Annotated in this window: 23 protein-coding genes and 1 pseudogene; 14 read left to right on the plus strand and 10 right to left on the minus strand. The window is 67.3% G+C overall.

Going from position 1 to position 24871, the window contains the following annotated elements; all coding sequences use genetic code 11:
- From ACODTB_RS22725 to ACODTB_RS22755, 7 genes and pseudogenes are all read right to left on the minus strand, one after another.
- Positions 1-124 (minus strand): annotated as a pseudogene (locus ACODTB_RS22725) (electron transfer flavoprotein subunit beta/FixA family protein); the annotation flags it as partial.
- Complete coding sequence (locus tag ACODTB_RS22730) at positions 121-504, minus strand: hypothetical protein (RefSeq protein ID WP_488929754.1); 384 nt, start codon at positions 502-504, stop codon at positions 121-123. The gene ACODTB_RS22730 and the pseudogene ACODTB_RS22725, both read right to left, overlap by 4 nt.
- A 21-nt stretch (positions 505-525) precedes the next feature.
- Positions 526-1296 carry an SDR family NAD(P)-dependent oxidoreductase gene (locus ACODTB_RS22735; protein WP_488929755.1) on the minus strand — a complete coding sequence of 257 codons (771 nt, stop codon included), beginning with the start codon at positions 1294-1296 and terminating at the stop codon, positions 526-528.
- Positions 1297-1434: 138 nt separating this feature from the next.
- Positions 1435-2238, minus strand: coding sequence for an IclR family transcriptional regulator (locus tag ACODTB_RS22740; RefSeq protein WP_488929756.1), 804 nt, complete (start codon positions 2236-2238; stop codon positions 1435-1437).
- Between the two features lie 63 nt (positions 2239-2301).
- Positions 2302-4398 carry an acetate--CoA ligase family protein gene (locus tag ACODTB_RS22745; protein WP_488929757.1) on the minus strand — a complete coding sequence of 699 codons (2097 nt, stop codon included), beginning with the start codon at positions 4396-4398 and terminating at the stop codon, positions 2302-2304.
- On the minus strand, positions 4391-5368 hold the full coding sequence (locus ACODTB_RS22750) for a Bug family tripartite tricarboxylate transporter substrate binding protein (RefSeq protein WP_488929758.1): 978 nt from the start codon (positions 5366-5368) through the stop codon (positions 4391-4393). Before ACODTB_RS22750 ends, ACODTB_RS22745 begins: the two co-directional genes overlap by 8 nt.
- Positions 5369-5419: 51 nt before the next feature.
- A complete protein-coding gene (locus ACODTB_RS22755) occupies positions 5420-6580 on the minus strand; it encodes an acyl-CoA dehydrogenase family protein (protein WP_488929759.1) in 1161 nt (386 codons plus the stop codon).
- A 116-nt stretch (positions 6581-6696) separates the two neighbouring features.
- Between ACODTB_RS22755 and ACODTB_RS22760 the strand changes: the two genes are divergently transcribed.
- The 14 genes from ACODTB_RS22760 to ACODTB_RS22825 are packed head-to-tail and all read left to right on the plus strand — an operon-like array spanning position 6697 to position 19873.
- Positions 6697-7488: an enoyl-CoA hydratase/isomerase family protein gene (locus ACODTB_RS22760; protein WP_488929760.1), complete on the plus strand. Its 792-nt coding sequence runs from the start codon at positions 6697-6699 to the stop codon at positions 7486-7488.
- A 46-nt stretch (positions 7489-7534) separates the two neighbouring features.
- Positions 7535-8683 (plus strand): acyl-CoA dehydrogenase family protein, encoded by a 1149-nt coding sequence (locus ACODTB_RS22765; RefSeq protein ID WP_488929761.1) that lies wholly within the window; start codon positions 7535-7537, stop codon positions 8681-8683.
- Positions 8680-9468 (plus strand): enoyl-CoA hydratase/isomerase family protein, encoded by a 789-nt coding sequence (locus ACODTB_RS22770; protein ID WP_488929762.1) that lies wholly within the window; start codon positions 8680-8682, stop codon positions 9466-9468. The genes ACODTB_RS22765 and ACODTB_RS22770 overlap by 4 nt, the downstream gene beginning before the upstream one ends.
- Entirely contained in the window at positions 9465-10619 is a 1155-nt protein-coding gene (locus tag ACODTB_RS22775; RefSeq protein WP_488929763.1) for a thiolase family protein, read from the plus strand. The genes ACODTB_RS22770 and ACODTB_RS22775 overlap by 4 nt, the downstream gene beginning before the upstream one ends.
- Positions 10620-11018 carry a Zn-ribbon domain-containing OB-fold protein gene (locus tag ACODTB_RS22780; RefSeq protein ID WP_488929764.1) on the plus strand — a complete coding sequence of 133 codons (399 nt, stop codon included), beginning with the start codon at positions 10620-10622 and terminating at the stop codon, positions 11016-11018. It begins immediately after the preceding gene.
- On the plus strand, positions 11015-11410 hold the full coding sequence (locus ACODTB_RS22785) for a hypothetical protein (RefSeq protein ID WP_488929765.1): 396 nt from the start codon (positions 11015-11017) through the stop codon (positions 11408-11410). Before ACODTB_RS22780 ends, ACODTB_RS22785 begins: the two co-directional genes overlap by 4 nt.
- A gap of 2 nt (positions 11411-11412) precedes the next feature.
- Complete coding sequence (locus tag ACODTB_RS22790) at positions 11413-11799, plus strand: MaoC family dehydratase (protein WP_488929766.1); 387 nt, start codon at positions 11413-11415, stop codon at positions 11797-11799.
- On the plus strand, positions 11796-12800 hold the full coding sequence (locus ACODTB_RS22795; protein WP_488929767.1) for a thiamine pyrophosphate-dependent dehydrogenase E1 component subunit alpha: 1005 nt from the start codon (positions 11796-11798) through the stop codon (positions 12798-12800). The genes ACODTB_RS22790 and ACODTB_RS22795 overlap by 4 nt, the downstream gene beginning before the upstream one ends.
- Positions 12797-13771, plus strand: coding sequence for an alpha-ketoacid dehydrogenase subunit beta (locus ACODTB_RS22800; protein WP_488929768.1), 975 nt, complete (start codon positions 12797-12799; stop codon positions 13769-13771). Before ACODTB_RS22795 ends, ACODTB_RS22800 begins: the two co-directional genes overlap by 4 nt.
- Before the next feature lie 17 nt (positions 13772-13788).
- Positions 13789-14580, plus strand: coding sequence for an enoyl-CoA hydratase/isomerase family protein (locus ACODTB_RS22805; RefSeq protein ID WP_488929769.1), 792 nt, complete (start codon positions 13789-13791; stop codon positions 14578-14580).
- A gap of 4 nt (positions 14581-14584) precedes the next feature.
- Entirely contained in the window at positions 14585-15778 is a 1194-nt protein-coding gene (locus ACODTB_RS22810; RefSeq protein WP_488929770.1) for a dihydrolipoamide acetyltransferase family protein, read from the plus strand.
- Complete coding sequence (gene lpdA, locus ACODTB_RS22815; protein WP_488929771.1) at positions 15778-17172, plus strand: dihydrolipoyl dehydrogenase; 1395 nt, start codon at positions 15778-15780, stop codon at positions 17170-17172. Before ACODTB_RS22810 ends, lpdA begins: the two co-directional genes overlap by 1 nt.
- An 11-nt stretch (positions 17173-17183) precedes the next feature.
- Positions 17184-18356, plus strand: coding sequence for an acyl-CoA dehydrogenase family protein (locus ACODTB_RS22820; RefSeq protein WP_488929772.1), 1173 nt, complete (start codon positions 17184-17186; stop codon positions 18354-18356).
- 26 nt (positions 18357-18382) lie between these two features.
- Positions 18383-19873, plus strand: a complete 1491-nt coding sequence (locus tag ACODTB_RS22825; RefSeq protein WP_488929773.1) for an AMP-binding protein — start codon at positions 18383-18385, stop codon at positions 19871-19873.
- A gap of 879 nt (positions 19874-20752) precedes the next feature.
- Here ACODTB_RS22825 and ACODTB_RS22830 read toward each other — a convergent pair.
- Genes ACODTB_RS22830 through ACODTB_RS22840 form a run of 3 tightly spaced genes read right to left on the minus strand, consistent with a single transcriptional unit; the run spans position 20753 to position 24083 of the window.
- Positions 20753-21634 (minus strand): plasmid partitioning protein RepB C-terminal domain-containing protein, encoded by an 882-nt coding sequence (locus tag ACODTB_RS22830; protein WP_488929774.1) that lies wholly within the window; start codon positions 21632-21634, stop codon positions 20753-20755.
- Positions 21631-22530, minus strand: coding sequence for a plasmid partitioning protein RepB C-terminal domain-containing protein (locus ACODTB_RS22835; protein ID WP_488929775.1), 900 nt, complete (start codon positions 22528-22530; stop codon positions 21631-21633). Before ACODTB_RS22835 ends, ACODTB_RS22830 begins: the two co-directional genes overlap by 4 nt.
- Positions 22527-24083, minus strand: coding sequence for a recombinase family protein (locus tag ACODTB_RS22840; RefSeq protein WP_488929776.1), 1557 nt, complete (start codon positions 24081-24083; stop codon positions 22527-22529). The genes ACODTB_RS22835 and ACODTB_RS22840 overlap by 4 nt, the downstream gene beginning before the upstream one ends.
- Positions 24084-24871 lie beyond the last annotated feature (788 nt).

Consider the following 24871-nt stretch of genomic DNA (forward strand, 5'->3'; position numbering starts at 1 on the left):
CGATCTCGTCAAACGGGTTCATGCTCATCTTGACGTTGGCGATGTCCACGCCGGTACCGTCGCTCTTGACGCGAACCTTGACGTTGTAATCCACCACGCGTTTGACAGGTACCAAAATCTTCATGTTGTTCCAGAGGTTGAAGTCGGCGTTGGCAGGTGCGCGCTTTCGTTGCGCTGCCAGCGCGTCAGGGAATGCCACCATGCTGCGACTTTTGGGGTGCTGGCGCTCAGGACATGGAGCGGCAGCCGGGTTTGCGCCACGGCGAAGAGGGCGGCGAACGCGATGTCGACGCCCGTGATGTGGTCGCCGTCAAAGCAGGTGACCGGCAAGTAGGCAAATTGTTCGGGCGCGAAGACAGGCTCCGGGAAACCTTGTTCCGCGCGCATCAGCAGGGCCTGGAGTGCTTCGCGCGTGCGAGGGTTTGGCGCATCGGGATGTTGGACAGCGATCTCCACCAGAAGGTTTAACGCGTCTAGCGTCAACGTGTCGTTTGCGAATGGCATAGGAGGGACCTCGGATTGACTTCACGGCGCGCGGCGCAGCCCGCCATAACTCGCCCAGGGGGTGGCGACGAGGTAGCCGCAGTCCACGGGCAGATTGACGCCCGTGACCGCCGAAGCGGCGGGCGACGCCAGGAACAGCACGGCGGCCGCGATCTCCTCCGCCTTCACGAGCCGGTTCAGCACCGTGGCGGCCTTGAGGTGATCTTCTTCCAGCGTGTGGGTGTCGAAGCCCTTGCTGAGTGCGGGCGTGGCCGTGAAGCCCGGAGAGACGGTGTTCACCCGCACACCCGCCGGCCCCCATTCGGCGGCCAGGCATTCGCTGAGGCTGATGACGCCGGCCTTGGCCGGGCCGTAGGCGTGCAAGGGGCCGGAGCGCATGCCGGCCACCGAGGCAATGTTGACGATGGCCCCACCGCCGCCTGCGACCATGCGTTGCCCGAACTCGGCGCAGCTGAGGTAGGTGCCGCGCAGGTCCACACGCGACACGAAGTCCCATTCCTTCATCGTCAATTGGCCGGGCGGCAGGGTTCTCTGCAGCACGCCCGCACTGTTGACGAGGACGTCGACCCGCCCCCACGCGTCCATGACCTGCCGGGCCGCCGTTGCCACCGAGGCTTCTTCCGCCACGTCCACACCGAGCGCCACACCGCCGAGTTCGGCGGCCAGCTGTTCAGCGTCTGCCAGGCGGCGGTCGGCCAGCACGACCCGGTGGCCCGCCGCCGCGAGGGCGCGGGCGCAGGCCGCGCCAATGCCGCTGGCGGCGCCGGTGATCACGGCAACAGGCGCGTTCATGGTGGGTTCCTGATCAAATATTCTTTAATGAGAAAAAAATTCTTTCAGGAAAATAATACAGATGAGCGAGACGGCCGTCAAGGACCTGACGAGAGGGGGTGCTGAAAGGGCGGGAGGGGCGAGCTCCCGCGCGCCGGTTCAGGTGCGGACCCGGCCCGAGAGTGCGCGCGAGATGGCCCTGGTGCGCTCGTGCAGTTCTTCGCCCAGTTGCCGGATGGCAATCTTGTTGAACTGGGCGCTGAAGCCCACGGCGCTGATGGCCATGATGGCGCGGTTGTTGGCATCGACGACCGGGGCCGACACGGTGGTGACCCCTTTGACGTAGTTGCCGTTGTCGACCGAGTAGCCACGGTCGCGCACCTGCTGGACCTCGGCGTAGTACTCCTCGAAGCTCGGTGCGTTTTCCCAGCGCAGGTTGCCGATCTTCTCGCGCAGCTGGTCTTCCGTGAGGTCCGAGTACGCCGCCATGCAGCGGCCCAGGGCCGCGATGTACACCGGCAGCCGCTGGCCGATGCTCATGTGCACGCGGATCGCGGCGCTGGTGTCGGCCAGGTCCACCAGCGTCACCCGCTCCTTGCTGGAGCGCTGCCAGAGCGTGGTGGTGACGCGGTGCTCGCCGGCGATGGCTTCAAGGTGCGGGCGCAGCATGCGAACGAACGAGGACTGCTCCAGCGCACCGCGCGCGAGTTCCACCAGGCCGATGCCGATGGCGTAGGTCTTGGTGCCGTCGTCGAAGGTCACGAGGCCTTCGTGGACCAGGGTCTTGAGCAGGTTGAAGCAGGTGCTGGCGTTGAGTTCGAGCTCGCGGGCGATGCGCGTGACGCCCACCGGCGAGCCGCTGGCGGCCAGGTAGCGCAGCACGCTCAAGCCGCTCACCAGGGCACCCACCAGCTTGTCCGGGGGGGCCTCGCTGTCCTTCATCCGATCTGCTTTTGCATCCATCCGGGTCATTCTAGTGACCTCCAGGCGCCCGGGCCCGCGGCCCGCGCGCCTGGCCAGAGGGGCTCACGCGCTGCGCGTCACCAGGGCATCGAGCGCCCAGGCCTCGCCGCCCCGGACCGCCAGCGGATTGATCTCCACCTCGGTCAGCGCCGGCTGGTCCAGGAACCAGTCGCACAGGGCGGCGATGCGCGCCGCGAGCGCCGGCAGGTCCACCGGCGGGCGGCCTCGAAAGCCCTGCAGCAGCCGGGCCGAGCGCAGCCCGCGCAGCAGGGCTTCGATCTCGGCAGGGGCCAGCGGCAGCAGCCGGGTGGCGGCATCCGGGTCAAGCTCGACTTCCACGCCGCCCCGTCCCACGGTCAGCAGGGCGCCGAAGCGGGGGTCGCGGCGCAGACCCAGCACGAGTTCGTGGTCGAACGGCACCATCTGTTCGACGAGGATGCCCTGCATGTCCAGCTTCAGGCCCGCGCCGACCTGCCGCAGGCGCTCGATCGCCTGCTCCAGCGCGGCGGGCGATTCGATGCGCAGGATCACGCCGCCGGCATCGCTCTTGTGCAGCAACTCGGCCGACTGGAGCTTGGCCGCCAGCGGCCCTTGCGGCAGGTCTGCGGGGGCTGCGCCGGGGGCGATCAGCACGCCTTGCGGCACACCGACCGCCGACTGGCCCGCCAGCAACTGCTTGCCCTCCCATTCCGACAGTGCCTGGGTCTCGGTGGCGCGGGGCAGGGCGAGGGTGTCGGCCTGCAGGGCGTTGCGCGCGCCGGCCTGCAGCTCGGCCAGCTGGCGCGCGGCCGCGAGGGCGCGCATGGCCTGGGGGATGTCGGCAAAGACCGGGATGCGCGCGGCTTCGACCACCGCGACGGATTCGGGCATGGCGCCCATCCAGACCACCACGATGGGTTGGCGGATGTGCTGGCGCGCGCTGGCCAGTGCATCGGTGAAGGCATGGGCGATGCTGTGCATGAGACCGACGAACAGCACGATGGCATCGACCTCGGGATCCTGCGCGACGGCGGTCAGGGCCTTGGAGATGCTGGCGGTGTTCTGCACCACGTTGCCCGTGAGGTCCAGGGGATTGGCCGGGCGCGCGAAAGAGGGCAGCAGGGGGCGCAGGGCGTTGCAGGTGGCGTCGGCGAAGGGCGGCAGCGCCAGGCCCAGTGCCTCCGATTCGTCGGCGATCAGCACACCCGCGCCGCCCGAGACCGACATCACCGCCAGGCGCGAGCCCTGGGGCGCGCTGTCGAACAGGTACAGGCGCGCGGCATCGATCATGGACGACAGGGAGTCCACCCGCAGCGCGCCGCACTGGCGCAGGCAGGCGTCGTAGAGCGTGTCGTCGCCGGCCAGCGCGCCGGTGTGGGAAGCGGCGGCCTTGGCGCCCGCCTGGGAGCGGCCGGACTTCATCGCGATCACGGGCTTGCCGGCCCGCGCGGCGCGCTGCAGGGCGCGGCGAAACGCCAGCGTGTCGCGGATGTCCTCCAGGTACAGGCCGATCACGCGTGTGTCGGGATCGTCGACCAGAAAGTCGATGGCCTCGGCGGCGTCCACGTCGCATTCGTTGCCGGTGGAGATCCACTGGCTGAACCCCAGGCCCGAGCGCAGCACGATGTCGAGCCAGTAGGCCCCGAGCGCCCCACTCTGGCTGACGAAGGCAAAGTGTCCGCGCTGCAGCGGGGCCGATTCCAGCGCGGTGGTGAACGAGGCGATCAGGCCCGTGGCGCTGTTGGCCAGGCCCAGGCAGTTCGGCCCGAGGATGGCCACGCCGTGCTCGCGCGAGAGCGAGCGCAGCCGCTCCTGCAGGACGCGCCCTTCATCGCCGACCTCGGCGAAACCGGAGGAGAACACCACGAAAGCCCTGACCCCGACCGCGATGCCTTCCCGGATCACCGGTTCGACCTGTTCGGCTGAGGTGCCCACGATGGCCAGGTCCACCGGCTTGCCGATCGCCGACAGCGAGGGGTAGGCCGGGAGGCCCTGCACCTCGCTGCGCGCCGGGTTGACCGGAAACAGCTCGCCAGCGTAGCCGCGCGCCAGCATGTAGGCCAGCGGGCGACCGGTGATCTTGGCGGGGTCGGACGACGCGCCGACGATGGCGACGCTGCGCGCCTTGAAGAGGCTGGCCAGGCGCGAAGCCGCGCCGGCACCGCCGTTGCAATCAGTCAATTTTCACTCCCGCGCTCTTCACCGCCTTGGTGTATCGCGCAATCTCCTTCTCGATGAACTTCTGCGATTCGGCCGGCAGCGCGCCCACCGGCTCGATGCCCATGGACAGCAGGCGTTGGCGCACCTCGGGTTCTTTCATGGTCTGCGCGACCGACTTGCCCAGCCGCTCGACCGCGTCCTTGGGTGTGCCGGTGCGCACCACCACCGCCAGCCAGGAGTTGGCATCGAAGTCTTTCATGCCGGCCTGTGCGAAGGTGGGCACATCGGGCAGTTCGGCCACGCGCTCACTGCTGGAGACGGCCAGGGCCTTGAGCTTGCCGGCGGCGATGTGCTGCTTGGCCGACAGCACGTCCACGAACATGCAGGTCAGCACGCCGGCCAGCACATCGTTGAGCGCCGGCGCGCTGCCCCGGTAGGGCACGTGGCTGAGCTTGATGCCGGCCTCGGTGTTGAACATCTCCAGCGAGAGGTGGTTGGACTGCCCGTTGCCGGCCGAGCCGCAGTTCAGCTTGCCCGGCTCGCGCTTGGCCAGGGCGATGAACTCCTGCAGGTTGGCGGCCGGCACGGACGGGTGCACCACCAGCGCATTGGTCAGGCTCACGGCGTGCGAGATGGTGATGAAGTCGCGCTGCGTGTCGTAGGGCAGGCTGGCGTACACGCTCGGGTTGATCGCGTGGCTCGTGGCCACCATGCCCACGGTGTAGCCGTCGGCCGGTGCGCGCGCCACGGCCGCCGTGCCCAGCGAACTGCCACCGCCAGGGACGTTCTGGACCACCACCGGCTGCCCCATCTTCTCCATGCCGCGCGCCACGATGCGGCCGATGGTGTCCAGAATGCCGCCGGCCGCCGAGGCGACGACGAAGGTCACGGGCTTGGTGGGGTAGTCGTTGGCGTGGGCGGCCATCGGCGCGGCCATGAGGCAGGCTGCCGAGAGAAGCGTGGCGCGGGCGGTTGGGAGTCTCCATTGCATTTTCATGATTGTCCTTGGTGATGTCTCGGTGGGAAGAATGGTCTGCGGTACTCAGTCCACCGGCAGACCCAGCTGGCGCGCGATGGCGCGCTGTTGGATCTCGACGCTGCCCACCGTGACCGGTGCGACCAGGGCGTCGAGTGCCCAGCGCATGGCGGGCAATTCGGTTGTCAGGCCCCAACCGCCGGCGGTGTGCAGAACGGTCTGGGTGACGCGCACCACCGCCTGGGTGGCGTGCAGCTTGGCGGTGGAGACGTCCAGGATGACGTCTTCGAGCGGTACGCCGCTGTCCCAGCGTTCGGCCGCGTGGTAGGTGAGGCGGCGCGCGGCCTCCACGTCGAGGTGGGCCTGCGCGAGTGCGAAGGCGATGGACTGGTTGGCGCCGATGGGGCGGCCGAACTGCTGCCGCGTGGCGGCGTACTCCAGGCCCCAGGCCAGTGCGGTCTGCATGTGGCCGAGCCAGCGCGCGGCCACCATGATGCGTTCGCGGTTGAAGCCGGCCATGATCTCGGCGAAGCCCGCTTCCAGCAGGCCGTCGGCCGGCACCCGCGCCTGGTTGAACATCACCCGGAAGGTGGGGGCGGGCCGGTTGACGTAGGTGTCGATCTGGCTGGTCTCGATGCCCGGTGTGCGGCGGTCCACCGCGAAGAAGCGCATGCCGTGGCGGCCGGCGGCGGGGTCGGTCTGGGCCAGGGTGACCAGGATGTCGGCGTCGCCGCCCAGCGTGATGAAGGACTTGATGCCGTCGAGCACCCAGTGGTCGCCGTCGCGCGTGGCGCGGGTGCTCACGTTCTGGATGTCGTTGCCGGCTTCGGGCTCGGTGATCGTGATGGCCACCAGGCATTCGCCCGCGATGTTGCGCCGCGCGATGTCGCGATGGTGGGGATGGCCATGCTCATACAGGATGGAGCCGGCCACGTTCTGCACCAGCACCGAGACCGCCAGGTTCGGGTTGACCTTGGCCAGTTCCTCCATGGCGATCGCTTCTTCATAGGCGCCCAGGGCGGCGCCGCCGATCTCCTCGGCGGCCGTGATGCCGATCAGGCCGGCCCGCGCGGCGGCTTCGTAGAACGCGCGCGGGAAGCGCTTCTCGTCGTCGGCGGCTTGCCACCGCGGGCCGATCTCGCGCTCGGCGAAAACCCGGCACATGTCCCGAAATGCCGCCCGATCCACCTGGTTCAGGGGTTGGGGCCGGGGCTGTCGTTTGCTCATGAATGTCCTTGCTGGTTATTCAATATGGAGAATATAATTCGTTATCAAGAACGATGCAAGAGGGTTGGCGCGGACATCGGGTGCGCGGCGGTCCCTGGCTTCAGGAGGCAGACGGCATGAGCGAGACCTGGGTGGTGATCGAAGAAGGGGCGATGGCGCGCACGCTGACGCTGAACCGGCCCGGGAAGGCCAATGCGCTGACCCACGCCATGCTGGAAAGCCTGGCGGCGGGGCTGGGGCGACCGGGCGCCGAGGTGCATGTGTTGCGCAGTGCGTCCAGCCGCCTGTTCTGTGCCGGTGCCGATATCGAGGAGTTCGTGGCCGGTGCCGGGCAGCTGGCCGGGCATGGGACGGCGCTGCTGGAGCTGATCCGGCAGCGCGCGCTCAGTCCCGCGCCGCTGGTGGCGATCGCTCGCGGCAAGGCGTCAGGGGCGGGTGCCCTGCTGCTGGCGCTGGCCGACGTGGTGATCGCCGCGGACGACCTGGAGTTCGGCTGCCCCGAGATCCGCTTCGGCATGTACCCCGTCATCGTCGAGGCGGTGCTGCAGTCGCGCGTGTCGCCGGCGCTCGCTTCGCGCCTGTGCCTGGGGCAGGCGCTGGATGCCGCCGAGGCCCACCGCGCTGGTCTGGTGACCGAGGTGCTGCCGGTCGGGGATTTCGAGGCCCTGGCGGCGCAGCGGCTGGCGTTCTATCTGGAGCGCAGCGGCGCGCTGCGGGTGGCGCGTGCCGGCGCCCGGCGGGCCCACCCGCCCGAGGCCCTGGTGGCCCGGGTGGCGGCCGTCGCCCCTCTGATGGCGGAGAACTTCGCCCAGGACGGGGTGCGCGAGCGCATCGCCGGCTACCTCGGCGGGCTGCGCCGCGACAAGGCGCGGCCGGGCGCGGTTGACAGCACCGACCACCGCATCTAAAATTCTCTTTAGAAAATACTAATCTCTATACAGAATAACCAACACCATGAGCCTTGATTTTTCCTTCTCTGCTGAACACGAATCTGTCCGCGACACGGTCCGGCGCCTGTGCCAGGACGAGCTGGCCCCTCTGGTGGTCGATGCCGAAGAGAACGAGAGCTTTCCGCGCCAGGCGTTCAAGCGCTGGGGCGAGTTGGGCCTGCTGGGCGTGCGCTACCCCGAGGAAGACGGCGGCAGCGGCATGGACAAGATCAGCGACTGCATCGTGCGGGAAGAGCTGAGCTACATGAGCCAGGGCTTCGCCTCGGCTTGGTCGGCCCACACCCACCTGGGCATCTGGCCGATCTGGAAGACCGGCACGCCCGACCAGCGAGAACGCTTCTTCAAGCCGGCGCTGGCGGGCGAGAAGGTGGCGGGCTTTGGTCTGAGCGAGCCCGACGGCGGCTCCAACGTGCGCGCCATGAAGACGCGCGCTGAGCGCGTGCCCGGCGGCTGGAGGCTCAACGGCAGCAAGCTCTACATCACCAACGCGCCGATCGCCGACTTCCTGCTGGTCGCGGCCCGCACCGAGCCGGAGCTCAAGCCCGATGCGATCAGCCTGTTCATCGTCGAACTGCCCAACGCCGGTTTCGAGATCCACAAGCTGCGCAAGGAGGGCATTCGTGCATCGGAGACCGCGCTCATCCACATCACCGACGCTTTCGTGCCGGACGACTGCCTGCTGGGCGCGCGCACCGGCACCTACCCGGTGATCCTGGAGTCGCTCAGCGAAAACAGGGTCGGCGTGGCCGCCAACGCCCTGGGCATGGCGCGCGCCGCCTTCGACGCGGCCAAGGCCTTTGCCGAAGACCGCCTTGTGGCCGGCAGGCGCGTGGGCGACTACCAGGCCATCGGCCACAAGCTGGCGGACATGTCGGCGCAGATCGAGGCCGCGAAATGGCTGGTGTACCACGGCGCCTGGCGCGTCGACCAGGGCACGCTCGACGCGGCCACGGCCGCGCGGGTGAAGCTGGTGGCGTCCGAGACAGCGCTCTCGGTCAGCGAGCAGGCCATCCGCATCCACGGTGGCGCGGGCATCATGCGCGAGTACCCGGTGGGCCGCATCCACCGCGATGCCCTGGTCTATGTGATTGGTGAAGGCACCAGCGAAGTCCAGCGCAACATCATCGCTCGCAGCCTGGGGTTCAAGCCATGAGCGACTTCGTGCTGCGCGAGCGCCACGGCGCGACCTTGGTCATCCGCATCCATCGCCCCGAGCGCCGCAACGCCTTCGACCTGGAGGTGCGCGAAGGGATCGCGCAGGCGGTCTTCGAGGCGCGCGACGACGACAGCGTGCGCGCCGTCGTCATTACCGGCGCCGAGGGCGTCTTCTGCGCCGGCGGCGACCTCAAGTCGCTGTCGGAAGCCAAGCGCCCGGTCTTCAAGGACCGCGATCGCATCCGCCGCCTGCACACCTGGTTCCGCGAGCTGGTGAATCTGGAAAAGCCGGTGATCGCCGCGGTCGACGGGCCGGCCTTCGGCGCCGGGTTCAATCTCGCGCTGGCTTGCGACTTCGTGCTGGCCACGCCGCGCGCGCGCTTCTGCGCCGTGTTCGGCCGCATCGGCCTGGTGCCCGACCTCGGTGGCTTCTTCCTGCTGCCGCGCATCGTCGGCCTGCAGCGCGCCAAGGACCTGGTGTTCTCCGCGCGTGAAGTGCACGCGGACGAGGCGCGCGAGCTGGGCATCGTCATGCGGGTGGTGCCCGTCGAAAGCCTGTTCGATGAGGCGCTGGCCCTGGCCGCGCGGTACCACGACGCGTCCACCGAAGCCCTGGGCATTGCCAAGAACATCCTCAACCGCTCGTTCAACCTCGACCAGGACACGCTGGCCGAGCTGGAGTCCAGCGCACAGGCCCTGGCCATCCACACCGCCTACCACGACGAGGCCGTGGCGAATTTCCTGCAGAAACAACCCCTGCGCTTTCCCGGGGTGAAGAAATGACGATGAACGCCTTCATCACCGGGGCCTTCGACACCGCCGTCGGCGAGCTGCCCGGCAGCAGCTGCATGGGCCTGCACGCTGAAGCCGCCATGGGCGCGGTGGCCGACGCCGGCCTGCGCCTCTCGGACATCGATGGCGTGCTGTGCGCCTATTCGTTCACCGAGCCGCACCTGATGCTGGCCTCGGTGTTCTGCGAGTCGCTGGGCATTCACCCCGGCTATTGCGCGGCCATCCAGGCCGGCGGCGCCAGCGCCTGCATCATGGTCATGCAGGCGGCCGCGCTGGTGGCCAGCGGCCAGTGCCGCCATGTGCTGGTGGTCACGGGCGACAACCGGCTCACCGGCATGTCCCGGGACGGCGCGATGGCTGCGCTCGCCGAGGTCGGGCATCCGCAGTTCGAGCGGCCATTCGGCATCAGCGTGCCCGCGTCCTACGCGCTGGTCGCGCGCCGCTACATGCACGAGACCGGCGTCACCTCCGAACAGCTGGCCGCCATTGCGGTGGAACATCGCCGCCATGCAGGCCGTCATCCGAAGGCCCACAAGCGCGAGCCCATCACCGTGGCTCAGGTGCTGGCATCCAAGGAGATCGCCTCTCCCCTGCGCATGCTGGACTGCTGCCTGATCTCCGACGGCGGCGCGGCGCTGGTGGTGAGCAGCCGCGAAGCGGCGCGCGACACCCGGGGCCAGCCCGTGGAGGTGCTGGGGGCCGGGCAGGGCCACACGCACGAACACATCGTCGCGGCGCCGAGCCTCACGCAGTTCGGCTGCAAGGCGTCGTCGCAGACCGCCTTCGGCCGCGCGGGCGTGGCGCCCGGCGACATCGACGTCGCGGAGATCTACGACTCCTTCACGATCACGCTCGCCGTCGAGCTCGAATCGATCGGCTTCTTCGAGCCGGGCGAGGCTGGCCACGCCGCCGCGCGCGGCGACCTCGGTCTGGGCGGGCGCTTGCCCTGCAACACCCATGGCGGCCTGCTGTCTTACGGCCACTCCGGTGCGGCCGGCGGCATGTTCCACGCCGTCGAAGCCGTCCACCAGCTGCGTGGCCGCGCCGATGCGCGCCAGGTGAAGGACGCGAAGCTGGCGTTCGTGCACGGCGACGGCGGGATCCTGTCGGCTCATTGCTCACTTGTCTTGGGAGTCCACTGAATGAGCCGCCCTTTGCCTCGACCGACCGCCGAGACCCAGCCGTTCTGGGACGGCTGCAGCGCCGGCGTGGTGCGCTACCAGTGCTGCGCGCAGTGCGGCACCGTGCAACGCGTGCCGCGCGCGCTGTGTGCCGCGTGCCAGAGCGATGCCCTCGCGTGGCGCGATGCCGGCGGCTTCGGCCTCGTGTTGAGCCACACCACGGTACACCGCGCGCCGACGCCCGCCTTCCGCGACGAGGCGCCCTACGTCATCGCCCTCATCGACATGGACGAGGGCTTCCGCCTGATGGTCAATGTGAGCGGCGGCGCCGCCGCACCGATCGCCATCGGCAGCCGCGTGCGCATCGGCTTTCGCGAGGTCGAGGGTGTGGCCCTGCCGCAAGCGGAGGTCTGCGCATGAAGCCGCCGATCCTCTGGGACGACTTCCAGCCGGGCGCGCCGCTGGGTGAACTCACCGAAACCTTCGAGCCCGCGCTGGCCGCGGCCTGGCGCGGCATCTTCGGCCACGACCACGCGGGCGGCCCGGCCGAGGGGGCCGGCATCGCGGTGGCCATGATGATGCGCGGCTACCTGGGCGTGGTCACGCCGCGCCCGCCGGGCAACGTGCAGGCGCGCCAGCGCTTCACGCTGGACGCGGTGCCGCAACCCGGCGAAGCCATCCGCACGGTGGTCACCTGCCTGTCCAAGGAAATCAAGCGCGAGCGCCGCTACCTCGACCTCGAGGTGCGCGGCACCGGCGCCGGCGGCCGTGCCGTCTACAGCGGAATCCTTTCTCTCATCTGGGCTGCCTGACCATGAGCACTGCATTGCAAACCGTCGCGCTGACCGCCGACCCCGCGGTCATCCTGGCCTACGGCGAGTTGACCGACGACATGAACCCCATCCACATCGACCCGGTGTACGCCGCCGGCACCTCGATGGGCGGCTGCATCGCCCACGGCACGATGTCGATCTGCCTGCTGTGGCAATCGCTGTTCCGCACCTTTGGCGAAGCGGCCTCGCAGCGGGTGGACCTGGACGTGCGCTTCGTCAAGCCGGTGCGCGCCGGCGAGACCATCCGCGCCGGCGGCGAGCTGCGCGACGGCGAGACCGATTGCTACACGGTCTGGGTGCGTGGCGACGACGGTGCAGACCGCGTGACCGGCACGGTGCGCCTGCTGCACGAGGAGGTCCTGGCATGAGCGCCGCTCCCCGAAAGAACCGCCAGGCCGCGCCGCCGGCACCGCTGCTCGCGCTGTACCAGACCATGGTGCTGGTGCGCGAGGTGGAGCAGGCCCTGAGCCGGCTGTTCGCCAACAGCGAGGTGCCCGGCTTCATCCACCTGAGCCTCGGGCAGGAAGCCATCTCCGCTGGGGTCGCCAGCGCCCTGCTGCCGCAGGACTCGCTGGCCACCACGCACCGGGGCCACGGCCACGTGCTGGCGCGCGGCATCGACGTGGACGGCTTCTTCAAGGAAATCATGGGCCGGGCCGGCGGGCTGTGCCGGGGCCGGGGCGGCTCCATGCATGTGGCCGACCTGAGTCTGGGCATCCTGGGCGCCAACGGCATCGTCGGCGCCGGCATCCCGATCGCCCTGGGCAGCGCGATCGCGCACGCGGCGCGGCGCACCGGCGGCGTGGCCGTGGCCTTCTTCGGCGACGGGGCGATGGCCGAAGGGGTGCTGCACGAGACCCTGAACATGGCCGCGCTGTGGAAGACGCCGCTGTTGCTGGTGTGCGAGAACAACGGCTGGTCGGAGTTCTCACCAACCTCGCGACAGTTCGCCGCGAAGCTCGAAGCGCTGGCCAAGGCCTTCGGCATCGGCTACGAGCAGGTCGATGGCAACGACGTGGCGGCGGTCGCCGAGGCAGCCAGCGCCGCCGCCGCCGCGCTGCGCGAAGGCCGGGGGCCGCGCGTGCTGGAGTGCGTCACCCACCGCGTGCGCGGCCACTACGAAGGCGACCCGCAGAAGTACCGCGACGCCGACGAACTGCAAGGCCTCTCCGCCAAAGACCCCCTGGTGCGCGCGCGGGCCGCGCTGGCGAAAGCCGGCGTGCCGCAGGCCGAGGTCGAGCGCATCGACCGCGATGTGCTGGCCCGGGTCGAGGCCGCCATCACCGCCGCGCGGGCCGATGCCTTGCCGCTCTTCGAGGACGCCGCCGGCGACGTCTACACCCCAGCCACCCAGGAGAACCGCGCATGAGCGCAGTGGAAATGAGATACGTCCAGGCGGTCGCTCAGGCCTTGCGCGACAGTCTGGAGGCCGATGAACGCGTGATGGTGCTGGGCGAGGACATCGCCGCCGCCGGGGGCTCGTTCAAGGCCACGCGCGGGCTGCTGGAGAGCTTCGGCCCGCAGCGCGTGCTGGACACGCCGATCTCCGAAGCCTCCATCGTCTCCGCCGCCGTCGGTGCCGCGCTCACGGGCATGCGGCCGGTGGTGGAGATCATGTTCATGGACTTCATCACGCTGGCCATGGACGCGCTGGTCAACCAGGCCGCCAAGGCGCGCTTCATGTTCGGCGGCCAGGGCAGCGTGCCCATGGTGCTGCGCACGCCGCACGGCGGTGGCCTGAGCGCCGGCCCGCAGCACTCGCAGTGCCTGGAGGCCTGGCTGGCCCACGTGCCTGGGCTCAAGGTGGTGTGTCCATCCACGCCGCAGGACGCGTACTCGCTGCTGCGCGCGGCGATCGACGACCCGGACCCGGTGATCGTCGTGGAGCACAAAGGCCTCTACGCGCAGAAAGGCCCGGTGGAGCCCGTGGTGGGCCGCATCGGCGAAGCGCGCATCGTGCGGCCCGGGCGCGACCTCACGCTGGTGAGCTACGGCGCCACCGTCGCCCTGTGCCTGCAGGCCGCGCAGGCGTTGGCCCCCGAGGGGGTGGAGGCGGAGGTGATCGACCTGCGTTCGATCCAGCCCTGGGACCGCGCCACCGTGCTGGCCTCACTGGCCCGCACGCACCGCGCCGTGGTCGTGCACGAAGCCGTCACGGCCTTCGGGGTCGGTGCGGAGATCGCCGCCACCCTGTCCGATGAAGGCTTCGACGAGCTCGACGCGCCAGTGCTGCGCGTGGGCGCGCCCTTCATGCCCGTGCCTTTCGCCAGCTCGCTGGAGAAGGGCTACGCCGTCAGCGTGGACGCCGTGCTGGCCGCCGCGCGCAAGACCCTCAACTGACTCTGGAGACCGTTGCCATGTCCGAATCCCAATCCGTGGTGGTGTGCGAGCGCCGAGGCGCCGTCGGCCTGCTCACCATCAACCGCCCCAAGACCCTCAATGCCCTCAACGTGGACACCTTGCTGGCCCTGGAGTCGGCGCTGACCGAGCTGGAGCAGGACACGGCTGTGCGGGCTATCGTGCTGACCGGCGCAGGCGACCGCGCCTTCGTGGCCGGCGGCGACATCGCCGACCTGGACAGCCGCCAGGGGCTGGCGCACTACCAGGAATTCGCCGAGGTGATCCACCGGGTGTTCCGCCGCTTCGAGGTGAGCGACAAGCCCACCGTCGGCGCCATCAACGGCTGGGCCCTGGGCGGCGGCACCGAGCTGCTGCTGGCCCTGGACATCCGCCTGGTCGCTCAGGAAGCGCGCCTGGGCCTGCCCGAGATCACGCTGGGGCTGTTCCCGGGGGCCGGGGGCTCGCAGCGGCTGATCCGGCAGATTCCGCTGTGCCGCGCCAAGGAAATGATGTTCTGCGGCGAGCAGATCACGGCCGAGGAGGCCGTGGCGCTGGGTCTGTGCAACCGCACCGTGCCGCGCGAGCGCCTGCTCGACGAGGCGCTGTCCGTGGCCGCGAAGATCGCCGAGAAATCGCCGCTGACGCTCAAGCTGCTCAAGCGCAGCCTGCGCGACGGCCTGGAGATGCCATTGCCCACCGCGCTGGCCCACGAGCAGGCCATGATCGGTCTCGTGCTCGACAGCGCCGACGCGCACGAGGGCTGCCGCGCCTTCCTCGAAAAGCGCGCGCCCCAATTCACCGGACGCTGACACCATGCGACGTGAACTGCTGGTGCCCAAGCTCGGCCTGACCATGGCCGAAGGCACGCTGGTCGAGTGGATGGTGAAACCGGGCGACGCTTTCCGCGCCGACCAGAGCATCTTCGTCATTGAGTCCGAGAAGGCCGCCACCGAGATACCCGCCGAAGCCGACGGCACCCTGCTGGAGATCACTGCCGAGCTCGGAGCGACCCTGGCCGTGGGCACTGTGCTCGGTTACTGGGACGATGGCGCGCCCGGTGCCGGCGCAGCCGGGCCGGCACCCGCGCAGCCCGCGCCGGTGGTCGCTGCGCCGCCCGCGACACCTGCGCCGCCCGCCACCCCGCGCACGCCAGTCGAGCGCCTGCTGGCCACGCCCCTGGCGCGCCGGCTAACGCAGGCGCGAGGCATCGACCTGCACACCCTGAGCGGCTCGGGGCCGCGCGGCCGCATCCGGGCGCGGGACCTGCCCGAGGCCGCGGTGCCCGCCGCCGTGCCGGCACCCGCTGCCGGCGTGGCGCCGTCGGGTGCGCTGCGCGCGCCCACCGCCACCGAGCTGACCATCGCGCGCCGGCTGGTGGCCGCCAAGCAGGAGATCCCGCACTTCTACCTGTCGGTCGAAGCCGAGGTCTCGGCGCTGCAGACGCTGCGCGCGGAACTCAACGCCGCGCAGTCGGAGGTCCGCTTCACGCTGAACCATTTCATCGTGGCCGCCGTGGGCCGCGCGCTGGCGCAGATGCCTGAAGTCAACCGGGTCTGGACCGCCGACGGCATCCTGAGCCTGCCCACCGCCGATGTTGGCATGGCGGTGCATACCGAGCGCGGTCTGATGGTGCCGGTGCTGCGCGACCTCGGCCGCCAGCCGCTGGCGCAACTGGCGCGCGAGGCCGCTGCGGCGGCAGCGCGCGCCCAGGCCGGGCGCCTGGGGGCGGCGGAGATGACCGGTGGCGCCATCACCGTGTCCAACGCGGGCATGCACGACGTGACTTACATGAGCTCCATCATCAACCCGGGCCAGGCCATGATCCTGGGCGTGGGCAGCGTGCGCGGCGTGTTCCGCCCCGACGAGCAGGCGCAGCCCGTCCTGCGGCGCGAGATCGGTCTGGTGCTCTCGGCCGACCACCGCGTGCTCGACGGCGTCACCGCGCTGCAGTTCCTCAAGCGCATCGTGGGCGCGCTCGAACGGCCACTGGGCCTGCTGGTGGCGTGATGGCGCAAAAGAACTTCGACGTCCTCGTCATCGGCGGTGGCCCCGGCGGCTACGTGGCCGCGCTGCGCGCCGCGCAGCTCAAGCTGCGCACCGCCCTGGTGGAGCGCGAACACCTGGGTGGCATCTGCCTCAACTGGGGCTGCATTCCCACCAAGTCCCTGCTGCACACGGCCGACACGCTGCGCCGCATTCGCCACGCTGGCGACCTGGGGCTGGGCGTGGCCGAGCCCACGATCGACTTTCCCCGCGTCATGGCGCGCTCGCGCGACGTGGCGCAGCGCCTCAACCGGGGCGTGTCGCAGCTGCTGCGCAAGGCCGGGGTGATGGTGCTCGACGGCCACGCCGCCTTCGCGCCCGACCGCTCGGTGCGCGTGCGCGCCGCCGACGGGTCGACCCAGACCCTGCGCGCGCGCCACACCATCGTGGCCACTGGCGCGCATGCCCGGGCCCTGCCGGCGCTGCCCTTCGACGGCGATCGCGTGTGGAGCTACCGCGATGCGCTGGCGGCCCGCGCGCTGCCGGCGTCCCTGCTGGTCATTGGCGCCGGCGCGATCGGCATGGAGTTCGCGAGCTTCTACGCCACGCTGGGCACGCAGGTCACGGTGGTCGAGGCGCAGGCGCGCGTGCTGCCCACGGGCGACGCCGAGGTGTCCGCCTTCGTGGCCAAGGCCTTCGAGCGCGACGGCATCCGCCTGCGCACCGGTGCACGGCTCGAATCGGCCCAGGTCGGACCCGACGGGGTGCGGGTGAACCTGCTCACCGCCACCGGGCTGGAAACGTTGCAGGCCGAACGCGTGCTGGTGGCGGTCGGCCTGGCCGGCAACACCGACGGCCTGGGGCTGGAGCACACCCGGGTGGCGCTGGAGCGCGGCCTCATCGCGGCCGACGCCTCGGGCCGCACCGCAGACCCCGAGGTGCATGCGATCGGCGACGTCACCGGGGCGCCGATGCTCGCGCACCGCGCGAGCCACCAGGGCCTGGCGTGCGTGGAGCGCCTTGCTGGCCTGCAGGGGCATGCGACCGCGCCGCTGATCCCAAGCTGCGTCTACAGCCATCCCTCAAGCGCCAGCGTGGGCCTGACCGAAGAGGAGGCGCATGCGCTGGGCCGCCCCTTGCGCGTGGGGCGGTTCCCACTCGAAGCAAGCGGCAAGGCCATTGCCATTGGCGAAGCCACGGGCTTCGTCAAGACGGTCTTCGATGCCGACACCGGTGCCCTGCTGGGTGCCCACATCGTCGGACCTGAGGCCACCGAACTGATCCACGGATTCACGCTGGCCGGCACGCTCGAAGCCACCGAGGCCGAGCTGATGGAAACCGTGTTTCCCCATCCCACCCTGTCCGAAGCGATGCACGAATCGGTGCTGGCGGCCTTCGGCAGACCCTTGCACATTTAGACGGAGACAGCATGGACTTCCAATTCAGCGACGAACAAAAAATGATGGTCGATTCCGCGCGCCAGATCGGCGAGCGCTTCGGCCTGGACTACTGGCGCAAGCAGGACGCCGCCAAGGCCTTCCCGACCGGGTACTGGAAGGCGGTGTGCGACGCCGGCCTGTGCGGCGCGGCCTTGCCTACCGAGCATGGCGGCAGCGGCCTGGGCATGATGGAACTGGCGCTGATCGTCGAGAGCCTGGCCGCCACGGGCGGCGGCTCCACCGTCGGCCAGCTGTTCATGATCAACCCGATCTTCGGCGGCGTCTCGATCTCGCGCTTCGGCAACGACAAGATGCGCGCCGAGCTGCTGCCGGGGATCATCAGCGGCGAGATCAACTGCTGCATGGCCCTGACCGAGCCCGACGCCGGCACCAACACCCTGGAGCTCAAGAGCTTCGCCGCTGCCGACGGCGACGGCTGGCGCCTGAACGGCCGCAAGATCTGGATCACCGGGGTGGAATCGGCCAGCAAGATGCTGGTGATCGCCCGCACCAAGAAGCTCGCAGACGCCAGCTCGCGCACCGATGGCTTGTCGATGTTCATGATCGACGTGAAGCGCGAAGGCCTCACGCACACCCCCATCGACAAGCTCGGCACCTGCACGCTGGATTCCAGCAGCGTGTTCTTCGACAACGTGCGCATCGAGCCCGACGAACTCGTCGGCACGCTGCACAAGGGCTGGCGCGAGCTGCTGGATGTGCTCAACACCGAGCGCATCGTGACAACGGCCGGTCTGGTGGGCACGGGCGAGCTGGCCATTCGCCTCGCGCTGGATTACGCCAAGGACCGCAAGGTGTTCGGCGATCGACCCATCAGCGCCTACCAGGGGCTGCAGTTTCCGCTGGCGCAATGCCATGTGGAGGTGGAAGCCGCGCGCTTGCTCAACCACAAGGCGGCCACCAATTTCGACCAGGGCCTGCCCTACGGCAGCGAGGCCAACGCCGCCAAGCTGCTGGCGGCGCAGACCGTGGCGCGCGCCACCGAACGCGCGATGCAGACCATGGGCGGCATGGGCTACGCGAAGGAATACCACGTCGAGCGCCTGTGGCGCGATGCCCGCCTGTTCCGCTTTGCGCCGGTGTCCGAGGAAATGATCCTCAACTACGTCGCCAACCACGACCTCGGGATGCCACGCTCGTACTGAGTGCCGCAGACCAACAAGGAGACGCCATGGTGTCGTTGAGCGCAAGCGTGGCCTGGTGGGCGCGCACCGAGCCCGGGCGCACCGCGCTCTTGTACGAAGAAGAGCGGATCGGTTTCGGTGAGCTGCAGCGCCGTGTCGAGGCCGCCGCCGGCCTGCTGCGCGATCAGGGTGTGCGGCCCGGCGAGGTGGTGGCCCTGCTGATGAAGAACAGCGCGGCCTTCGTCGAGCTGGCGCTGGCGGTCTCGCACGCCGGGGCGGTTCTGCTGCCCATCAACTACCGGCTGGGCGCGGAGGAGGTGACCTACATCCTGGACCACGCGGGCGCGGTGCTGCTGTTCTGCGACGAGGAGTTGCAGGCCTCGGCGGGCACGGCCCGGCGCATCGTGCTGCCCCGTGCGGCGCAGTCAGACAGCCGCGTGCTGGCCGAAGGCTGCGCGCCCTCGACACAGCCCCACGCCTGCCGCCCGGACGACTTGTACCGCCTGATGTACACCTCGGGCACCACCGACCGGCCCAAGGGCGTGATGCACACCTACGCCAATGCGGCGTGGAAGAGCTTCGACCACGTGGCCGCCCTGGGTCTCGGCAAGGAAGACCGCCTGCTGGTGGTGGGCCCGATGTACCACGTGGGCGCCTTCGACCTGCCCGGGCTGGCCGTGCTGGCGCAAGGCGGCCTGCTGGCCGTGCTGCGCGATTTCGAACCCGAGGTCACGCTGAGCATCATCCAGCGCGAGCGCCTCACCGGCGGCTGGATGGCCCCGGTGATGCTCAACCGGGTGCTGGCGCTGCCGCAGCGTGAGCGTTTCGATCTCGGCAGCTTTCGCTGGCTCATCGGCGGCGGCGAGAAGACCCCGGAAGAACGCATCCGCGAGTTCGGTTCGCTGTTCACCCAGGCACGCTACATCGACGCCTACGGCCTGACCGAGACCTGCTCGGGCGACACCTTCATGGAGGCGGGACGCGAGATCGAGAAGATCGGCTCCACCGGCCGTGCGCTCGCGCACGTGCAGATGGCGGTGATGGACGAGCAGGGGCAGCCCTTGCCCGCCGGTGCGCAGGGCGAGATCTGCCTGCGCGGGCCGAAGGTCACACCCGGCTACTGGAAAGACCCGCAAAGAACCGGGGCGAGCTTCTTCGGGGACTGGTTCCGCACCGGCGATATCGGCCTGCTCGACGAGGAAGGCTTTCTCTACCTGACCGACCGCAAGAAGGACATGATCATCAGCGGTGGAGAGAACATCGCTTCGTCCGAGGTGGAGCGAGTCCTCTACCAGTTGCCTCAGGTCGCAGAAGCCGCGGCGATCGGTCTGCCCGATGAGCGCTGGGGCGAGCGCGTCACCGCCGTGGTTGTGCTGCGTCCCGGCGCGTTGTTGACCTTGGAGCAGATTCGCGCGCACTGCGAGGGCAAGCTGGGGGGCTTCAAGACACCGAAGGAGGTCATTGCCGTCGAAGCATTGCCGCGCAACCCGTCCGGCAAGGTGCTGAAAAGGGTGCTGCGCGAAGAGTTGTCGAGGTAGTCCTTGGATCTTCATCGATCCCGACCGCAGCAACGTGCCAGCGGGAACTTCCGCGCGAGCAGATGTCATCTGCGAGATCTCCAGGCCCACAGGCCTGGCTCGCAACACCGCTAGGAAGTACCTGCGGGCGGGCGATGAAGACCCGCTAGTGACCCGACGAGAGGCCGCGCAGGACGCTCGGCTTCCCTACCCCTGCTGACATGTTCTGCGACGGTCGCAACAACTAGCGACCTCCAGTCGCAGCACTTTGGCGCCAGTTCCACTTAATGTGGCGCCTACGCCGGCCCAGTGTAGGTAGCGCCATATGTTGAGAAGCCACCCCTAGGGAAATCAAGGCTCGCCAGCGTATAGAGAACCCATAAGTTGGGAAGAGTTGGCCCATATCCTGAGAAAAACTTCCCAAATGCTTGAGGGCCGTAGTGACATGCGGTCAGAGCGACGACGAATCTAGCTAAGCGCTGCCTCGCCTTGCTTGTTCAAGTGACCATGTCAACCGGGGCGACGTGGTAGCTAAGCCCCGTCCGAAGACCTCGGGAGCCCCGCGGTAAGGTCACTCTGCCGCCATTACAGAGAATTACGTGGGGTTCGGTAATTACGTAGACCCCCGTAATTGGCGCGCTGGGGCTCTTTCGGGGTGGTGTCAAAAAATCGGTCCCGTCGCGAGGTCTCGACGTCGACGCCGGAAATGACTCCTCATTCTCTGCGGCCCTGAGCAGCTGTCTGTCACTCGGGCCTGAAGACTCTGCCAAGGTCCTGACAACCTCCGCAGATTTCCTGTCGCTGTCATGAAGGCCTGCCCGTTCGACGAGTATCCCCTTGGCAGGCGACTCATTCGTGAGGACTTTGGCGGAGTGTGAGAGAGGTCCGTTGCGACAACTTCTAGGGGTCGATGGACGTGGTTTCCACAATTCTCGAGAATTCTTCGAGGACATCCGCGTAGTGCGCCTGGAGATACTTCATGACTCTTGGATTGTCCAAAAGCTTCGCGACGTAGCCACGTGCCAGCATCAGGTTCAACATGTCCTCGCCGTGAGACTGCTCGGCAATCTTGTACTGGCCAAGCAGGTTTGCCATCTCCTGTTCCATCCGAGCGACCTGTTCCAAAGACAGGGAGTGATTCTTGAGTGCCCGTTTCCCATCTATGAGCAGCGACGGAGGCGTGGCGGCTAGTAGAGAGCGGGCGTAGCTGGCGGTCACGCTATTCGCTGCAATCATGAGCTCAACGCACTCGACCTGGCGCGTGGGCTTCATGCGCCGCAGAGCAGGTGTCACCTCCGTCGAAAAATTTCTGTCTCTCAGAAGCTCGATGGCTTCCGTGCAGATGCCATCGAGTAGAGAGCTCTTCTTTTGAATCAGCGACACGTCAATGCAAAGACCTTTCGCAAGTTTTGCGACGGGGATTCCCCGGTCGATGGCGCGCCGAATCATCAAGTGCTCTTGAACCGTCGAGAGCCGGTTGATGTGATTGTTGTACGTATACGCTTCATCGTCTGTCGCGACAAGGCATGTGACTTCGGAAAACCCAAGCTCCTTCATCACTTGAAGCCGCAGGTGTCCATCCAGCACAAGGTGTTGACCAGACTTCCGATTAACCGCAGTGACCGCAAGCGGCTCGATAAGCCCGATTTCAACTATCGACGCTCGAATCTGCCGGTACTTGAGCGAGGTAAGCATCTTTGGGTCGAGGCTTACGGAGGGTAGTAGGCCGTCGACCGGCAGGACAATCGGCTTGGGCAGAAAGGCAATCGTGACAGAGCTCATCTGATACCTCCCCGGTGTGACACCCGCTCCGCCAGGTACTTTGGAAGTGTGTCCAGGCCCTCAAGTCGCAAGACATTGACGAAATTCTCGTCCTCGAACATCTTTCGCAGGGCGCCAAAGAAGAACAGCAGACGTTGCTGAACGGCGGTGGACTTGCGCACCATGAGTCGCTGTCGCGCCACTTCCTTTTGATACGCACGAACGAGACTGGTAGATGTCAACTCGGGCTTCTTCTTGGAAGGTGCTCTAGCAATCGAGCGACCCAGAAAGTTTCTTCGCTCCACCAACCGCTTGGCGTACAGGAGTTGTGGCCCGCGCAATTCTCCTGACTCATATGCTGTTTGCATGACAGTCTGAACTGCTTTGTCATCCTCTCCGGCGCTGACAATCAGAATTGCCACAGTGATGGGCATCTTGCCCTGCTCAACGGCCACCAGCAGGCGCTCCTCTCCCCTGTCGACCAGGTCCAGAATCTGGCGCACGTATGTCTCATGGACCCCGGTCTTGCGGGAGATTTCCATCACCGAGCAGCCTCTGTCGCGAAGAAGGGTCAGGCCGCGCAACAGCTCCAGTGGTTTGTGACGCCGACGGGCAAAGTTCTCTACCAAGCTCATGACAAAAGCGTCCTCGTCCGACAGAGTGACCACCAGTGCCGGAATTCGGGCTTCGCCCAAGCGCTTGAAGGCCTTGTAGCGCCCTTCGCCGCAGACCAATACGTAGCGCTCTGCACCGTCTTCTCCAGGACGCGGTGTCACGGTAATCGGCTTCTTCAAGCCCACTGCCCCGATGTTGTCCACAATCAGGTCGAACTTGCGTGGGTTGCGCTCCCGCGGATTCAGAACCTCGATTCGCTCCAGTGGAATCATGCGTAGCTCAGGGGCGGCTGCATCCGTCATGCTGCCAACCTCGGCCGAGAGCGTGCAGCCATGCCATATAGGTACTCGAGCGTGTCAAAGCGAAAGCTCTCGAGCTCTACGGGATTGTGTTCGCCCAGGTGTATGCGGGGTATGCCGAACTCCAGTCGTGGAAGCAGATAGTAGTCAAGCGCCGTCTCATTTCCTGGTGCCAAGCGCACGGCAACGGTTAGGTCAGGCGCCAGACCAGTGTCAAAGCGTACTTTCCAGAAAAGCTGTCCGGAGTCCCGCTGCTGACACCGTGCCAGCACCAGCGAAGCGCGGAACTCGTCGTTGACAGTCAAGAGGTCGTTGGTGGGGTCGCGCCAGACCTTGCCGCCAAGGGCCATCATTTGCTCCTCGGTTTGAGAGACGATGGTCGGATGCAGGCGTCGCAGTAGTCGGTTGATTTCGATGTACTGAAAGTCACGCGAAGGTACGTAGCCCACCAGCTGATACGCCCGGATGAGGCTCCCAAACCTCATCGCGTACACGGACGAGGATGGCATTCCGTCGGTCGAATTGATGATGAAACCGGACAGGGCCTGGCGACTTTGATACAGCGAACGCAGTCGCTCAATCAACTCATCGTCTGAGTATCGACGCGAGCGGGCTCGGATGATGCCTTGGGCAGTGTAGAAGTCTTCCTTTGCAACGATTGGCGTGAAAGCGTCTTGCTTTCGAATCCACATCTCGCTCGGATTCGCGACACGCAGCTTCCTCAGCTTGAACGACACCCGGTTGTAGACGTTGGTCCCGATGTACTTTTCGTTGATGAGAATCTCATGCACAGTTGCGCGCGTCCAAGGTCTGCCCCGGTCCGTGCTGATGCCTCGAGCGCTCAACCGTGCGGCAATCTCTCCTTCTGAGATTCCGTCTCTGATAAACCACTGATAAATGGACTGGACGACACGAACTTCGTCGTCCGGTCCCGGCACGAGAATCACGCGGTCGGTCTGAAGGCTCTTGTGTTCGCCCCGGCTGAGTTCACCTTTCTGGGCACCAGTCTGGTCAACGAGTAGCCGCCGCAATCCGAACCCCGCAGGACCACCCTGGCGAAAGCCCTTCTCGATGAGGCGGCACTGACCCGCGAACACCTTTGCTGAGAGCTCGCGACTGTATTCACCAGCCATCGCCCGCTTGACGCCCTTGACGATGGTGGAAACGGGTGAGCCGTCGTTCTCAAACTGCTCCGCACAGTACGCGACTTGGATGCCCGCACGCTTGCAGATGTACTCGTAGTACGCGCTCTCGTCAGCGTCCTGAAACCGTCCCCAGCGGCTGACGTCATACACAAGCACCATCGAGAAGTCTGCATTGCCCGCTTCCACATCGCGGATGAGCTGCTGCAGGGCGAGCCGACCCGCGATGCGCAGTCCGCTTTTGCCTTCATCCGCGTATGTGCGAACAACTTCGATGCCTCGGTGCGCCGCGTACTCTCGAATCTTGTCGACTTGATTCTGCGTGGAGTACTGCTGATGCTCCGTGGACATGCGGACGTACTCGACTGCCCGTACAACGCTCGCTGTGCCGTTTGGAGTATCGACAGAGTTCATGGTGCTGCCCCATGTTCGAATGGCCTCGAAGCGGAGCCATTCTTTGACGCCAACTATCGTTAGGAAACCACTGTCGCGACACAGTAACAGCCGCAATCAGAGATTTCGATGCAGTCCTCTCTTTGCAATTCTTTTGCAATCAGTCCGTCTGCTTCGGACCTACGAGACCTGCGTGAGTCGCACGGTCCACTGGCGGACGGCCCCCTTGCGAAATGGCGATAGCAGTACCAACCGGAAAATGCCCTCAAGAGGAATCGAGCCGACCGACGCGTCGTCCTTTGCAATCATGTTGCCTCCAGCGCTTCTGCGGGCGTTCCTCGTCTTCTGCTGTTCACGGTTCGCGGCTGCGTAGTCAGGGTGCTCCTCTCGATACTTGCGCCAATAGTCCGGGTGACTGCGACGCCACAGCTCTTGAGCTGCGGCCTGGTTTTTGCGGTAGTCGTCGTCAGTGCTCCGTTTCGCTTGTTGCCAGAGCCGTTTGCGCGCCAACTGACACGCGGCTTTGGGGCAGAACGCCTGTCGTGGCGTCTGTGCTCGAGGTTCAAAAGCGTCTCCGCAGGAGCTGCACCATCTTTTCTCCATAGCTCACCTCTGAATGAACAGCGTGTCCACCCGCAATGGGATTGAGACGGGCGCGGGCACCGGTGGAACATGTCCAGGCGTTGATGCCGCGTCAAGGCGCTTTTCACCTGTGGATAGCCAAAAACGGATATCCACAGGTGAAAAAGACGCCAGGTTGAGTTTGGGTCTCGAACAGCTCCTTGCTCGCTGGCAAACAGTTTGCAGAA

The organism is Hydrogenophaga sp. FG152, assembly GCF_057809615.1.

Excerpts from the sequence above, each read along its gene's own strand:
- ACODTB_RS22800 (WP_488929768.1), top strand. The coding sequence starts at position 12,797 with ATGAGCGCAGTGGAAATGAGATACGTCCAGGCGGTCGCTCAGGCCTTG.
- ACODTB_RS22755 (WP_488929759.1), bottom strand. The coding sequence starts at position 6,580 with ATGAGCAAACGACAGCCCCGGCCCCAACCCCTGAACCAGGTGGATCGG.
- ACODTB_RS22750 (WP_488929758.1), bottom strand. The coding sequence starts at position 5,368 with ATGCAATGGAGACTCCCAACCGCCCGCGCCACGCTTCTCTCGGCAGCC.
- ACODTB_RS22760 (WP_488929760.1), top strand. The coding sequence starts at position 6,697 with ATGAGCGAGACCTGGGTGGTGATCGAAGAAGGGGCGATGGCGCGCACG.
- ACODTB_RS22810 (WP_488929770.1), top strand. The coding sequence starts at position 14,585 with ATGCGACGTGAACTGCTGGTGCCCAAGCTCGGCCTGACCATGGCCGAA.
- ACODTB_RS22795 (WP_488929767.1), top strand. The coding sequence starts at position 11,796 with ATGAGCGCCGCTCCCCGAAAGAACCGCCAGGCCGCGCCGCCGGCACCG.
- ACODTB_RS22825 (WP_488929773.1), top strand. The coding sequence starts at position 18,383 with ATGGTGTCGTTGAGCGCAAGCGTGGCCTGGTGGGCGCGCACCGAGCCC.
- ACODTB_RS22785 (WP_488929765.1), top strand. The coding sequence starts at position 11,015 with ATGAAGCCGCCGATCCTCTGGGACGACTTCCAGCCGGGCGCGCCGCTG.
- ACODTB_RS22735 (WP_488929755.1), bottom strand. The coding sequence starts at position 1,296 with ATGAACGCGCCTGTTGCCGTGATCACCGGCGCCGCCAGCGGCATTGGC.
- ACODTB_RS22820 (WP_488929772.1), top strand. The coding sequence starts at position 17,184 with ATGGACTTCCAATTCAGCGACGAACAAAAAATGATGGTCGATTCCGCG.
- ACODTB_RS22840 (WP_488929776.1), bottom strand. The coding sequence starts at position 24,083 with ATGAACTCTGTCGATACTCCAAACGGCACAGCGAGCGTTGTACGGGCA.
- ACODTB_RS22740 (WP_488929756.1), bottom strand. The coding sequence starts at position 2,238 with ATGGATGCAAAAGCAGATCGGATGAAGGACAGCGAGGCCCCCCCGGAC.
- ACODTB_RS22805 (WP_488929769.1), top strand. The coding sequence starts at position 13,789 with ATGTCCGAATCCCAATCCGTGGTGGTGTGCGAGCGCCGAGGCGCCGTC.
- ACODTB_RS22835 (WP_488929775.1), bottom strand. The coding sequence starts at position 22,530 with ATGACGGATGCAGCCGCCCCTGAGCTACGCATGATTCCACTGGAGCGA.
- lpdA (WP_488929771.1), top strand. The coding sequence starts at position 15,778 with ATGGCGCAAAAGAACTTCGACGTCCTCGTCATCGGCGGTGGCCCCGGC.
- ACODTB_RS22775 (WP_488929763.1), top strand. The coding sequence starts at position 9,465 with ATGACGATGAACGCCTTCATCACCGGGGCCTTCGACACCGCCGTCGGC.
- ACODTB_RS22780 (WP_488929764.1), top strand. The coding sequence starts at position 10,620 with ATGAGCCGCCCTTTGCCTCGACCGACCGCCGAGACCCAGCCGTTCTGG.
- ACODTB_RS22770 (WP_488929762.1), top strand. The coding sequence starts at position 8,680 with ATGAGCGACTTCGTGCTGCGCGAGCGCCACGGCGCGACCTTGGTCATC.
- ACODTB_RS22830 (WP_488929774.1), bottom strand. The coding sequence starts at position 21,634 with ATGAGCTCTGTCACGATTGCCTTTCTGCCCAAGCCGATTGTCCTGCCG.
- ACODTB_RS22790 (WP_488929766.1), top strand. The coding sequence starts at position 11,413 with ATGAGCACTGCATTGCAAACCGTCGCGCTGACCGCCGACCCCGCGGTC.
- ACODTB_RS22730 (WP_488929754.1), bottom strand. The coding sequence starts at position 504 with ATGCCATTCGCAAACGACACGTTGACGCTAGACGCGTTAAACCTTCTG.
- ACODTB_RS22765 (WP_488929761.1), top strand. The coding sequence starts at position 7,535 with ATGAGCCTTGATTTTTCCTTCTCTGCTGAACACGAATCTGTCCGCGAC.